We start from the raw sequence: 13,365 nt of genomic DNA, 5'->3' as shown, positions 1-13,365 counted from the left end.
ACAGCGGACTTACACCGCCTAGTTACTGCCCCTGCCGGGCGCACCTAAAAAAAGCTATTTGCACAAAACTTGTCCAAATAGCATTTCTTTTATTAACTATGCAATTTCAACCTTGCTGGTAATTTTTGCCTTGTTCAGTAAAACTGAACTTGTCACAACAGACAAGGAACTAAAAGCCATCGCTAAACCGGCAATTTCCGGGCTCAATGTTAAACCTAACCCGTAGAAGACACCTGCAGCAACAGGGATCCCCAAAACGTTGTAGATAAACGCCCAGAAAAGATTCAACTTGATCCGGCCAAAGGTCTTCTTACTTAAAGCTAAGGCGCGGTCAACATCCCGCAAGTCATTTTTAACAAGCACGATCCCGCCTGAATCGATCGCAATATCGGTCCCAGAACCCATAGCAATACCGACATCTGCAATACTCAAGGCTGGTGCATCATTGATCCCATCACCAACAAAGGCCACTTTACCGTTCGCCTGTAAAGCTTGAACCCGGTCAGCCTTATCACTAGGCATGACCTCCGCAATGACCTGATCGATCCCCACTTGGTCAGCAATTGCCTGTGCTACTCGCTGATTATCGCCAGTCAACATAACTGTCTTCAAGCCACGTGACTTCAAAGCTGAGATCGCCTCTTTAGAAGTTTCTTTCGGTGCGTCTTGAATGGCGATCAAGCCGATAACTTCATCATTCAATCCAACCAAGACCACAGTTTTAGCTTGATCTTGCAAACTAGCCATCTGACTTTTTAAGTCATCAGCTATTTTAAAATCATGTTGTAATTTTTCATTACCGACGAAAGCTTGTTGTCCTGCTAGTGTAGCAGAAACTCCCTGGCCTTCGATAGCCTGAAAATTTTCAGCCGTTTTAAATGAAAGTTTTTGTGCATGGACAGTGTCCATAATAGCTGCAGCCAAAGGGTGTTCTGAAGATTCTTCTAAAGAAGCAGCCACTTGCAGCACACGTTTGCCATCACCGATCACATCGGTTACTTGCGGCTGACCTAAAGTGATCGTCCCAGTTTTATCAAACACGACAGTCTGCACGTCGTTGACCGTTTCTAGGACCTCACCATTCTTGATCAAGATCCCCATCTTCGCACCTCGACCAGTCCCGACCATCAAAGCTGTCGGGGTTGCTAAACCTAACGCACACGGGCAAGCAATCACTACAACAGAAACAGCAAAGATCAAGGAATTAGCGACACTGGCACCCAGCAGCACGTACCAGATCAAGAAAGTTGCGATCGCAATGATCAAAACAACAGGAACGAAAATATCAGAAACTTTATCTGTTAACTTCTGGATCGGTGCATGACTATTCTGTGCCTTTTTAACGAGTTCAACGATTTGTGCCAACATCGTGTCATCACCGACTTTTTCGGCCTTGAAGGTAAAAGTTCCATTGCTATTAATAGTCGAACCAATGACTTTGTCGCCGACCACTTTTTTAACTGGCATACTTTCTCCTGTGACCATCGACTCGTCAATATTAGAACTCCCCGTCAAAATTTCACCATCGACGGCAACTTTTTGACCCGGTTTAACGCGGATCTCGTCACCGGTCACGATTTGATCAACTGGCAGTTTGACAAAATGTCCATTACGTTTGACTTCAGCTTCCTTAGCTTGTAAATCGAGCAGTTTTTCAATGGCGTTGGACGCATTGTTACGCATCCGCTCTTCCAATACTTGCCCTAACAAGATAAAGGTGATCACAAAAGCAGCACTTTCAAAGAAAACTTTCTTACCAGTAAACATCGCATAAATACTATAGAGATAAGCCGTCGCAGTCCCGACCGCAACCAACGTATCCATGTTAGAATGATGCTTTTTAAAAGAAGCCCACGCACTTTGCAAAAACGGGCGTGCTGAAAGTGCCATTACGACCGTCGTCAAAATAAGCATTGTCCATTCTCCGCCGGGCAACATCCAGCCAGTCAACGGCATCAAGATCATTTCCGCTAACATCGGTAAGGACAAAATCAAGGAAACCCAAAAACGTGTAGTAATTTTCATTATTCAACAACTACTTTCCCGAAGAACATGTCCATCCCGCAGGAAAACTGATATTCGCCTGCTTTGTCAGTTGGGACTGTGACGGTCTGTGGTTGATTCAAAGGCAACTCGGTTTCGAAGCCGAGCTCTTTTGAATGGACGACATCCAAACAACCTTTTTCGTTTGTTCGCGTAAAAGTTAGTTCAGCTGGAACACCCTGCTTTAAAGTAACTACCTCTGGCTCATAGCCGCCTGCAACTGTAACATTAGCTTTTTGTACTTGTTCACTCATGATAATTCCTCCTGTCTTGTATCTCTCGGGTCACAAAAGCCTGAACTTTTTGCTTGATCACCCCCACTACCATAGTTTCAAAACAAAGCACCATATTAGTGGGATCCGTTACACTTGAGTCCAAAACATCTTTTCACCCAGTTATTTTGTTGATCATTTATTTCTAATTAGTTTATTCGTGCAAATTGTGCATACTTTGGAAACTAAATTTAATTTGCTAACTTTTAGGTTAAAAGTCGTTCGTCTGGACCTTACTTTGTCAGATGTGGGGCCAGATAATTCTTTTCTGCTCTGATTAGCTTTAAAAAGCGAACCTTCTTACTCTATCCCCTACTTTAGCCTTTAAATTTATTTGATAACAACTTTACCGTGAAACATATCCATTCCACAGGCCCACTCATACTCTCCAGCCTTGCTGGTATCGATCTGAACTTTCTTCGTCTCATCTTGAGGCAACGCTTGATTGATCCCAAAATCTGGAAAGACTACTCTATCCAAACAACTCGATGGGTCTTTACGCGTAAAATTCAAAGTTGCCGGTACTCCTAGTTTTAAAAAAACGACTTCGGGAGAATAACCGCCCTTAACTTCAACATCGATACTTTGCTGGTGTCCAGTAACATCAGCGGCACCTTCTTCGACTTCGTGCTTTCCAAAAAACCACCAGACGATAAAACCGATCATCGCTAAACCTATAATTGAAACTATGATCTTGATCATTGTAAATCTTCCTCTCTTGCCACCACTAACAACAACTTCCTTCTCCTGGCAGGCAGTTGCATTCAACCTGATCAGGCGCTGTTTGCAGTTTATCATTTAAAACTGCCCGCATCGTTTGAATATCAGCTTTACTTAAAGTTGTTTCAGAAATTAACTTAATTAGCTCTTTGCCTTTTTTCATGTTACACATTCTGGAAAACATTTTTGCACTCATCTGATCCATCGCATCATTTTCAGTGATATTTGGCGAATAGATAAAGCGACGCCCATCTTTAGCAGTTTTTAAGGCATTTTTTCCTACCAAACGACGCAACAAAGTCTTGACCGTTGATTCTGTCCAATTTTTCTTTGCCCGGATCAAAGTGATCACTTCGCTGCTGCTGGCTTGACCTATTGTCCAAATGATCCGCATCAACTCCCACTCCGAGGTTGTCATTTCCGTCGCATCTACAGCTAATGTCATAGTATCATCTCTTTCTGTTTACAACTGTAACTTTCACTCTATATACTACTCTTATATTTACATTTGTCAACGATAATCGCAACTCAATTATTTTTATGCTTTATTAGGGATCCATCGCTCAAATGGTCACCTTAAAGAAGGCGATACAAGTATATTTGCTATGAAATTATCTTGCCTAACAACCACAACTTCTTTGTTCGTGAACCCGCCAACTTCAAAGTCTTCCTTAGGTTAGTTTATTTTACATTAACTTGAATTATTTATATAATATTGTCGGATCACAAATTTGAAAAAAGTGAGGTTTTTAGATAATGGATCTAACAAGCACTTACACATTGAGCAATGGTGTTAAAATTCCAGTTGTTGGTTTTGGTACATGGCAAACTCCTGATGGCGACATAGCTGAATCTTCAGTTAAAGCTGCCCTGGATGCCGGCTACCGTCACATCGATACCGCTGAAATGTACGGTAATGAAAAAAGTGTTGGCCGGGCGATCAAAGCTAGCGGTGTAGATCGTAATTCACTTTTTGTCACTAGCAAACTCAATAACATTAACCATACCTACGAAAGAGCTACAGCTGCTTTAGATAAAAGTTTAGCTGATCTAGGACTAGATCATTTGGACCTCTTTTTGATCCACTGGCCAAATCCAGCTCCATATCGCAACGATAATTGGGAAAAACATTTGCAAGAAACTTGGCGCGCCATGGAAGACGCCTACAAAGCTGGAAAAGTTCGAGCAATCGGTGTTTCTAACTTCTACCAGCATCATCTGGAAGTTTTGGAAAAGACTCAAACAATTACACCGATGGTCAACCAGATTCATTTATGTCCTGGCGACCATGATGATGAATTGGTTGATTATTGCCGTGAGCGCGGGATCTTGCTGGAAGCATACAGTCCTTTCGGCACAGGAAAGATCTTCACTGACCCGACATTACAAAAATTAGCCGATGAAACTGGCCATACCATTGCACAAGTTTGCCTACGCTGGTCATTACAACGTAAATATCTTCCTCTTCCAAAATCTGTTCATGCAGAACGGATCGAAGAAAACACACATGCTTTCGATTTCGAACTGAATGACGAGCAAATGAAGAAGATCGATGGCCTGGTTGGTGTTGCTGGTTACGGCGGTAACCCTGACGAAGTAAACTTTTAAAAGTAATTAAATCTTTTTTAAGGTCAAGGTCAGAAACTTTGAACTTTTTATGAAGACATAAAACGCCCCGCTCTCAAGTACTTTTCGGTACTTCAAGAGCAGGGCGTTTTTTATCTTTTAGTTGTTAAAAACAAACAAGTTGACTGCTTTATTAACGGCGTCTTTTTCATTCTCGATCAAAGCGACCCGACTTTCAATGACCTTCGTGTCCATTTTAATCTCACGAGTCAAACCAGGGGTGTTGATCTTAGGTTCAAAGAATTCTTTAAACTCCGTCAAACGTTGGGGCGTCTTGAAGATCCCAGCAGTGACAGTAATAAAGGTTGGAAATTCCATATCGCCGCCAACAGTGTCTTCCAACCACTGCCAGTCGTTGCGGATCCAATCCCAAGCCAACTGTTGACCATGGTCGTTAGCCAAAACTCCCCGGTACCAAGCACGCAGATCTTGTGGCTTGATCGTTTCACTGTTTTCATATTCAGCCACGATTTGAGCCAACAGATCCTTATCAGGGATCATTGGTAAAGCAGCAGCAATGTCTGCTTTGTAACTGCCATCAGATGTACGAATATAGTCTGTCAGTAACCGGTCAAGTAAATCTGAACTGCTGTAATTTTGCACTTCATTTGCCAAAACATAGACCCGAATGTCGGCTGGTAGGTCAACTAAAGCCTCTGCATTAGCTTCGAACAATCCGTGTGCTTCTGTGATCGAATCTTGATTTTTTGCATATAAAGCAGCATTCAAAACATATGGGCGGGTCAATTGATCATCGATCGACTCACCATATTTCGGCATCCAGCCCAAGCGTTTGACTTGTGCTGCACTCAATTGGTCAAAAAGCTGGCGTAAAGTACTTTCTTCTTTTGAATTAAGTGCAACAAACTTCTTCAAGTTGCCAGCAACCTGATAGAGGGCTGCATTAACAACATTGGAGTGGCTGTCTGAAAAACGTTTGAGCAACGGAACTACACTTGCGTAAGAGATCTGGTTTCCTTCAGCTAACAAACGTAGATCTTGGAGTAATTGCAACTGTGAGATTGGATCTAGGGAATCACTATTATCTAAAATATCGTTTAATAAAGCATCATCATATTTAACGATAAAATGAGCTTCATTGCCGACATTCAAGCGCAATGGTGCGCCCGCTTGTTGACGTAATTCTTGATAATCACCCAGCTCGAGTGTTTTTTCCGCCATAATTTGAGGGACGGCCTCATAATTTCCGTTCAATGGGATCTGCCATGAACGGCCCACATCTTTACCGTCACCGATGAAGAACTGTTCTTGTGAAAGAATCAGCTTACCAGCAACAACACTCGCACTGACCACAGGATACCCCGGTTGTTCCAACCATGTATTCATGATCTTGGCCAAATCGATCCCAGCCGCCTGTCCAAGCGCATCCCACAAGTCAGCACCAGACGCATTAGCATAATGATGGGCTGTAAAGTATGCTTTCAATCCTTTGCGCAAAGCATCATCGCCGATCAAGGAACGGACCATGACTAACATCCGCGATCCCTTAGCATAAACGATCGCACCATCAAAAATCGAATCGATCTCAGCTGGTTTTTCGACCTGAACATGGACAGGCTGAACTCCGTCAGTAGCATCGCGTTGCAAAGCAGCTGGAGCTTCAGATGTTTGGAATAATTCCCAAATATGCCAGTCAGGTTCTAAGGCATCAACAGCTACATATTCCATCATATTGGCAAAACTTTCATTTAACCAGAGATCATCCCACCACTTCATAGTGACCAGATCACCGAACCATTGATGAGCTAACTCATGAGCAATCACAGTCGCAACCAATTCTTTAGTTTCAAGCGATGTATTATCGGGATCAAGCACCAAGTAAGCTTCACGATAAGTAACTAAGCCCCAGTTCTCCATCGCACCAGCCGAGAAGTCTGGTAAGGCTAATTGCCATGAATGCGGCAATGGATATGGTGTATGGTAGAAGTCTTCATAAAATTCAATCGAACGTTTGGCAATATCCAACGGAAAATCTAATTCGTTAGGTTTATGTGCCTTGGTAGAGAAAACACCAATTTTCACACCGCTCTTAGTTGTAGTATATTTACTTTGCATTTCTCCAAAGGCAAAGGCCACTAAGTAAGTTGACATCTTAACCGTGCGATCAAAATAATGTACCCCATTATCGACATCTACTTCAGGCATATTAGCGATGATCGTTTCGCCCGGCTTTTCGTCAAACTTAATTGCTAAATCAAAATTTGCTTTTGCTTCCGGCTCATCGACACATGGGAAAGCTTGCCGTGCAGCTGTTGTTTCAAACTGCGTCCCGATCAACTGCTTTTTCTCACCATCAACTTGATAATAGGAAGGATAGATCCCCATCATTGAATCAGTCAAAGGTGCTGTATAATCGATCGTCAGGTTCGTATCACCTGCTTGCGGCAATTCAATGTTGATAATTTCCTCGTCATCATCAACTGAGAAGTCAACACTCTTCTCTTCGACTTTAACGTCAGAAATTTTCAAAAATTTTTGATTAACAGCAATTTGAGCACTTTGAGCGTGACCACTAATCTTTGTTCGACCAGTGATAGTTTTTGAACCACGATCAATATCTAAGTAAACCTTGTACATTTCTGGTTGAAAATTATCATATAAACGTGTCACTTAAAATACCTCCTATTAAAAACAGAGTGGAGCAAGCCGGTTTGGACTCGAGCACTAACGAGACCTACTATTATAGCGTGCAGTTTTCGCGCCATGATAGTGGGGCTGGTTAGGCGGAAAGTCCAGGCTTGCGAAACTCGACTAAAAACCGAGTGAAAACAAGCGGAACTTCTTGCTTGTTGCTACTCGACTATGAAAACAAACCTTATTCTCATTTATTTAACATAAATTTGTTCACGTATTTTCATTATACGACAAGACGACCTCATAAAGCTATGAAATAATATGCTCCATAGGCAAATGAATTTTGTTGAATAATTACCAAGTGTTGTTTTAATAGTAACTATAATGTTTTTGACATATTTACAGTTAACAAAATGTATAAAACACCAGGTACTATTACTATCTAAGATCCGATCAACTATTTTTTGGACCTACATCTAACCAACTTCGGGCCAATCAACAACTTTATCCGCTACTCCATAATCAATTCATAGGCATCATTATCCAGGTCACCATGTGGATCAACAATATGGATCACTCCGCGGTATTTAAACCCCAATTGCGTAACTAGATGCTGGACACGCTGATTTTTCCGATGGGTATCAACCCTAACAGATGTTATTTGCTGTTCCCTTATCAAAGATAGTGCACTGATCAGTGCCATCTTCCCTAATCCTTGATGTGAAAAAGATGAATCGATGGCTAGACGATGTATTGTGGCGTAGTTATCACTACCCAACCATTTGCCACCTGACAATGTTTTATAATTTGGTTCAGGAGTGTCTTGAATCGTGATTATCCCAGCAATTTGCTTTTCAAACATGATTTCATAAAGTGAATTCTGATCGATATCAGAAAGAATGTTAAATTTGTCAGGATAACCATTTTTCCATTGATCAATACCTGCCGCGTTTAAGTTTTCTTGGGCATCGTGAACCACATTCATAATTTGCTCTAAATGATCTCTATTTGCTTTACGTAAATAAATTAAAGACATGAAGTACCTCCATATTTAGGCTTAGAAACTACTTTTACTAAATAAAAATAGATATTGTAACCAATATTAACAGACTTGCTCATTTTTTAACTGTCAAATCTAATTTCTATTGTATTATTGCCCTTCACTTGGAGACACTATTCCGAAACAATAATAATGTTCGATCTTCCAAACGCGAAAAAAATCCCCTTACAGTTTGATACAGGAATTACTTCCACATCTACTGTAAAGAGGAGTATATGCTAACATACCAGGCTCAATTGTTAAGTCGTTCCAAGAAATAACAACTAGGCAGTAGTTTAAGCAATATCCAGAAACTAAACAATTACTATGGGGTGGGCACATATGGGCACCAAGTTATTTCATGAGCACATTAGGAAATACTTCAAAAGAGATCGTCGTAAAATACCTTGAAAACCAATTAACAGAATACAATTCTGGTCGACCTAGACTCTAATTCATCCTATAATTTAAATCAGAAATTCTCTTAGCGGTCGACCGTTATGAAACAGTACCATACTCCAAGAGTTCTTGAAGCCATTTTTTATCCAAGTCATCAAAATCAGCTAATCTTTTATCAAATCCAACACAACATAAGGCTTGATTTACTAATGGATCATTTTTCTTTGCGAGCTCAAGTAAATGTTGATATCGTTTGATGTCTTTTAGCGCCTGTTTTTTATCAATTAAACTATCTAAGGTACTATTCATTTTTAATACTTGGATCCGTAAAGTAATACTTACAAACTCCTGCAAAAAATCATTAAAAAACCACCGCAAAAAACACAGTGCATTATTCATGAATCCTTCCTCCTCTCATAGCTATAGCCATTTTTTAACAAATCAACATTTTACTTAATACATAAAGCAAAATTTGTCTATTGTGAAATGATGAACAATTTCAACTTAAGTATAATTCACTTCATTCTTTTTTTAAAGCAATTTTCCCTTGGAGCTACAAAGTTTTTAAATTCTATTTAACGTAATATAAGCATAAAAATAAATGACAGGCTGCTCTTACAAACGCTTACTTACATTGGTACAATAACTTTGTATAAATAAACTTATTTACAGCAGATGTATTTAATGCCAAATAGATTAAAAGATAAAGTAGCAATTGTAACTGGGGCCGGTTCAGGAATGGGTAAAGCCATCGCAGAAGACTATGCAAAAGAAGGCGCCAAGGTCATCTTGGCCGACATTAACGAAGACACCTTAAACGAAGTTCACCAAGAGATCACAGAGGCTGGCGGTCAAGCTACAATCAGTGTAACTAATATCGCAAATGAAAATGACATCGATGCAGTCATTAAATTAGCAACAGACACTTATGGAAGTCTGGACATCTTAGCCAATAATGCCGGGATCATGGACAATTTTACTGCTGTCGGTAATGTTTCAAACGATCTATATGACAAAGTTATCGCTGTAAATTTGACGGGCCCATTCAAAGCAGCCCGGTCCGCCATTAACGTTATGGAAAAACAAAAAAACGGCGGTGTGATAGTAAATAACGCTTCTGTTGGCGGGCTTTTTGGCGCTCGCGGCGGTGCAGTTTACACTATTTCTAAACATGGCTTAGTCGGTTTAACCAAAAATATTGCTGCAACTTACGGTCGGTTTGGTAAAGTCCGTGCAAACGCTATTGCTCCTGGTGGAGTTAACACTAATATCCAAAGTACAATTACTAACGTTGATCCCCTAGGTGGTCAGGCCTTGCAGGCGGCTGGTGAAGGCCCATTAGGCGACCCACATCAAATCGCTGCTTTGGCTGTTTTCTTAGGTTCCGATGAATCGAGTTTCTTAAACGGTGACATAATTAAGGCCGACGGTGGCTGGACAGTTTAAGTACAGAAACTTTATGTTCAGAACTCTGCGTAAAAATCCCGCATGTTTCCTGGTATGGAAATATACGGGATTTTATTTAAATATTAGCAGCTTAACCTTTACTCGACTCATTAAAAATAGTCCTATGAATTACTTTTGATACCAGGCAGGCTTATCACCAGCAGTATTCGGTTTATTGACACCTAATGATTCATGTAAGTGTTTTTCAGGTGAACCCACTAACTTTGCAACTAACTCACCGATACTCTTGCGTGAAACTTCTGTCCCTTTGAACGGCTTGCCCTTTTGGGTCAATTCATAACTAACTTCATCCTTGTTGGATAACCATGCCGGGCGCAAAACAGTGTAATCCAGGTCACTGTCTTCGATTGCCTTAACAGCTGCAGCGTATGTTGGCAGATAAGTTTCACCTAACATCTTGTTATTCCACTCACCAAACTTACCTGGTACTTCGTCATAAATACCAATTGAAGAAATCCAGATCAAACGTTTAACACCAACTTGATCCATCGCTTTAATAATCGTTTCAGCTTGCTGTTTTATATCGGTCCCGGCCAGATTGGCATACACGATATCTTGTCCTTGCAACGCGGAAACTAAAGTCGTTTCATCCAAAACATCACCCTGAACGATCGTTCCAAGCTTAGCCTCCCCTGTCTTCAACTTGTCTGGATGACGTAAATAAAGTGTTAACTTCACATCACCTTGTTGTGCCAAATACTCTTCGGCAAACTTAGCTATGTTTCCTGCAGCTCCTAAAACTATAACATTTTTCATAAAACACTATCTCCCTTCATGGTTATTCTAGTAGTTAAATGCAAAAACTAAAAGCATTTGCTATTAGTTCAATATCCTAACATCATCTTTAAGTACAAAAAAAGTAGAGTCACCCCTACTTTCCAGAAAAACTAGCTCATTACAAATAACTCTTATTCAAAATTAGCTGTTACAATATTTATCAACCGCAACGATCACATTCGCTACATCTTCAGCTGAAACTTCAAATGGCATTTGATGGATCGTTTCAGAAGGAATGGTGGCTTGCTTTCCAACTTTCAAAAGGTCATCATAACTAGTATCACTTAACTTAAGGTCAGCTAATGTTGTTGGTAATCCAAGTGACCTATTAAACTTGATATATTTGTCTAAAACATCTGTTGGAACATTATCTAACATCAATTCACACAAGTAACCATATGCCACCTTTTCACCATGCATCAATGTTTCACTTTCACCAGACAAAGCGGTAAAACCATCGTAAATCGCGTGCGCCGCAGCCAACCCCGAACTTTCAAAGCCAAGAACACTCAGTAAAGTGTTCGCCTCGACAACTGTTTCCAAAGACGAAGTTACGGTCTGACCCTCAACTGCTGCAACAGCTGCATGCGCATGAGCAAATAAATTATCTGCACAGGTTTGCGCGATCGCCAACGAAGCCAATGTCGGATCGTTGCCCAACATTGATTGATTATAACCGCGAGCAACATCTTGAGCTTCAATATTAGTTGCCATTGCATCCCCGATCCCGGCAATCAGATTTCTGACTGGAGCATGAGCAACAACATTGGTGTCGATCAAAACCAAGTCGGGATTTTTATCATAGAAAGCATACTTTTTAAAGTTACCTTCAGGAGTATAAAGAACTGACAAAGCGGAACATGGGGCGTCTGTTGATGCCACAGTAGGTAAAATTGCCACAGGAAGACTTAATTGATGAGCAACATTTTTAGCCGTATCGAGTGTTTTACCACCGCCAAGGCCGATAATAAAATCATTTCTATTTTCTTTAGCGATCCCGACTATCCGACTAATTTCTTCTTCTGAAGCTTCACCGACAAATTCGACACGGATAACTGTAAAATCTTCTTTTTCCAGCACTCCATTCAGCTTCTCACCAACAATTTTCCAAACAGTATTATCACACAGCAAAACGGGGGTTGACCCAAGTTTTGCTAGATACTCTTTGGGTTCATCAAATACACCATTTCCTTGAATATAATGAGCTGGACTCGCAAACTCTTTAACCATCTTGAAGCCTCCATTTCTAATTGTTACCACTTTCACGTTGATAATAACGGCAATGTTCATTTTTTGTCAAACGTTTACACTTATATTTTTTTACATTTAATTATCTATATTACATTCGTTTTATTACGAAAAAGACTTAAAAACGCGTGAAAGCAACTCTTTGTATCGAATAACCAATCTTCTTTTCCTAAGAAATATTAATTTGTTTCGTTCGTAATTATGTGATATAATTCATTTGTATAAAATATGAGTTGGAGGTGTATGCTCAGTGCCAACAAGACAAAGGCGAACCCGAAGGTCGAAAACAGCTGACAAAGGATTACTTTTTAACATTCAAAAGTTTAGTTTAAACGACGGTCCCGGTATTCGCACTGTGGTCTTCTTTAAAGGCTGTCCGTTAAAATGTGCCTGGTGTGCTAATCCGGAGTCGCAATTACGGCATCCAGAAGAAATGTATGATGAAGCTAAAGGCTGTAAGATCATGGTCGGTGAATACAAAACAGTGCCTGAAATCATGGATGTCATCATGCAAGATTATGATTTCTACGAAGAATCTGGCGGCGGAGTAACTTTTTCTGGTGGTGAAGTTTTATTCCAGGCACCATTTGCTATCAAACTAGCACAAGCTATTAAAGAAAAAGGAATACATTTAGCTTGCGAAACTACAGGTTACGCCACACCAGCCGTTTTTGCTGAATTTTACCCCTATATGGACTTGATTTATTTTGACTGTAAACAATGGAGCCCTTTGCTACATCGTCAAGGGACTGGTGGGACTAACGAAATGATCTTAAAAAACATGCAGACTGTCATTGATTCAGGCAAGGACTACTGTATCCGGATCCCAGTGATCCCTGGTTTTAACTACACAGATAATGATGCTAAACACTTTGGCGAGTTATTTCAAAAGATGGGGGTCAAAGAAGTTGAGCTGCTTCCTTTCCATCAATTCGGCTTGAAAAAGTATGCTGACTTGGGTCGAGAATACGAATTAAAAGATGTCGCACAGTTGCATACAAACGATTTATTAGAATATCAAAAGATCTTGCAAAACGCTGGGATCGATGCGCAAATCAATGGTTGGTAAAACCAGCAAATTTATGTGAATTCTTAAACAAATAAAACAATTAGTGTAATCATTTTTGGCTGGATTTGTAGTCGAGCTTCGCAAGCCAAAACTTTCCGCCCAATCAACTC

12 protein-coding genes and 1 pseudogene are annotated in these 13,365 nt (G+C 40.4%); 4 read left to right on the top strand and 9 right to left on the bottom strand.

What is annotated here, in order from left to right; translation table 11 throughout:
- Positions 1-96: 96 nt before the first annotated feature.
- The 4 genes from FC65_RS04490 to FC65_RS04475 form a co-directional block, all read right to left on the bottom strand.
- A complete protein-coding gene (locus tag FC65_RS04490) occupies positions 97-2,025 on the bottom strand; it encodes a copper-translocating P-type ATPase (protein ID WP_056971714.1) in 1,929 nt (642 codons plus the stop codon).
- Entirely contained in the window at positions 2,025-2,297 is a 273-nt protein-coding gene (locus tag FC65_RS04485; protein WP_056971713.1) for a cupredoxin domain-containing protein, read from the bottom strand. The genes FC65_RS04490 and FC65_RS04485 overlap by 1 nt, the downstream gene beginning before the upstream one ends.
- Before the next feature lie 348 nt (positions 2,298-2,645).
- Entirely contained in the window at positions 2,646-3,017 is a 372-nt protein-coding gene (locus tag FC65_RS04480) for a cupredoxin domain-containing protein (RefSeq protein WP_056971712.1), read from the bottom strand.
- Between the two features lie 25 nt (positions 3,018-3,042).
- Positions 3,043-3,480: a CopY/TcrY family copper transport repressor gene (locus FC65_RS04475; RefSeq protein WP_056971711.1), complete on the bottom strand. Its 438-nt coding sequence runs from the start codon at positions 3,478-3,480 to the stop codon at positions 3,043-3,045.
- Between the two features lie 311 nt (positions 3,481-3,791).
- Between FC65_RS04475 and FC65_RS04470 the strand changes: the two genes are divergently transcribed.
- On the top strand, positions 3,792-4,643 hold the full coding sequence (locus FC65_RS04470; RefSeq protein ID WP_056971710.1) for an aldo/keto reductase: 852 nt from the start codon (positions 3,792-3,794) through the stop codon (positions 4,641-4,643).
- Positions 4,644-4,760: 117 nt separating this feature from the next.
- Here FC65_RS04470 and FC65_RS04465 read toward each other — a convergent pair whose 3' ends face one another.
- Both FC65_RS04465 and FC65_RS04460 read right to left on the bottom strand, forming a co-directional pair.
- On the bottom strand, positions 4,761-7,259 hold the full coding sequence (locus FC65_RS04465) for a M1 family metallopeptidase (RefSeq protein WP_191979904.1): 2,499 nt from the start codon (positions 7,257-7,259) through the stop codon (positions 4,761-4,763).
- Positions 7,260-7,767: 508 nt separating this feature from the next.
- Positions 7,768-8,292, bottom strand: a complete 525-nt coding sequence (locus FC65_RS04460; RefSeq protein ID WP_010497777.1) for a GNAT family N-acetyltransferase — start codon at positions 8,290-8,292, stop codon at positions 7,768-7,770.
- Between the two features lie 301 nt (positions 8,293-8,593).
- Between FC65_RS04460 and FC65_RS11510 the strand changes: the two are divergent.
- Positions 8,594-8,749: pseudogene (locus FC65_RS11510) on the top strand (transposase); the annotation flags it as partial.
- A 44-nt stretch (positions 8,750-8,793) separates the two neighbouring features.
- Here FC65_RS11510 and FC65_RS04455 read toward each other — a convergent pair.
- Complete coding sequence (locus FC65_RS04455) at positions 8,794-9,093, bottom strand: hypothetical protein (RefSeq protein ID WP_010497779.1); 300 nt, start codon at positions 9,091-9,093, stop codon at positions 8,794-8,796.
- A gap of 285 nt (positions 9,094-9,378) precedes the next feature.
- Here FC65_RS04455 and FC65_RS04450 point away from each other — a divergent pair, with 285 nt between their 5' ends.
- Positions 9,379-10,140 carry an SDR family oxidoreductase gene (locus tag FC65_RS04450; protein ID WP_056971708.1) on the top strand — a complete coding sequence of 254 codons (762 nt, stop codon included), beginning with the start codon at positions 9,379-9,381 and terminating at the stop codon, positions 10,138-10,140.
- Between the two features lie 129 nt (positions 10,141-10,269).
- Here FC65_RS04450 and FC65_RS04445 read toward each other — a convergent pair whose 3' ends face one another.
- Positions 10,270-10,917 (bottom strand): SDR family oxidoreductase, encoded by a 648-nt coding sequence (locus FC65_RS04445; RefSeq protein ID WP_056971707.1) that lies wholly within the window; start codon positions 10,915-10,917, stop codon positions 10,270-10,272.
- A 162-nt stretch (positions 10,918-11,079) separates the two neighbouring features.
- Positions 11,080-12,168: a glycerol dehydrogenase gene (locus FC65_RS04440; protein WP_056971706.1), complete on the bottom strand. Its 1,089-nt coding sequence runs from the start codon at positions 12,166-12,168 to the stop codon at positions 11,080-11,082.
- A gap of 268 nt (positions 12,169-12,436) precedes the next feature.
- Between FC65_RS04440 and FC65_RS04435 the strand changes: the two genes are divergently transcribed.
- Positions 12,437-13,255 (top strand): glycyl-radical enzyme activating protein, encoded by an 819-nt coding sequence (locus FC65_RS04435; RefSeq protein ID WP_056971705.1) that lies wholly within the window; start codon positions 12,437-12,439, stop codon positions 13,253-13,255.
- Positions 13,256-13,365: the final 110 nt, after the last annotated feature.

Source organism: Ligilactobacillus acidipiscis DSM 15836, assembly GCF_001435755.1.
GTDB lineage: Bacteria > Bacillota > Bacilli > Lactobacillales > Lactobacillaceae > Ligilactobacillus > Ligilactobacillus acidipiscis.
The sequence above is the reverse complement of the archived record's forward strand: the minus strand, read 5'-3'. Positions and strand labels throughout refer to the sequence as shown.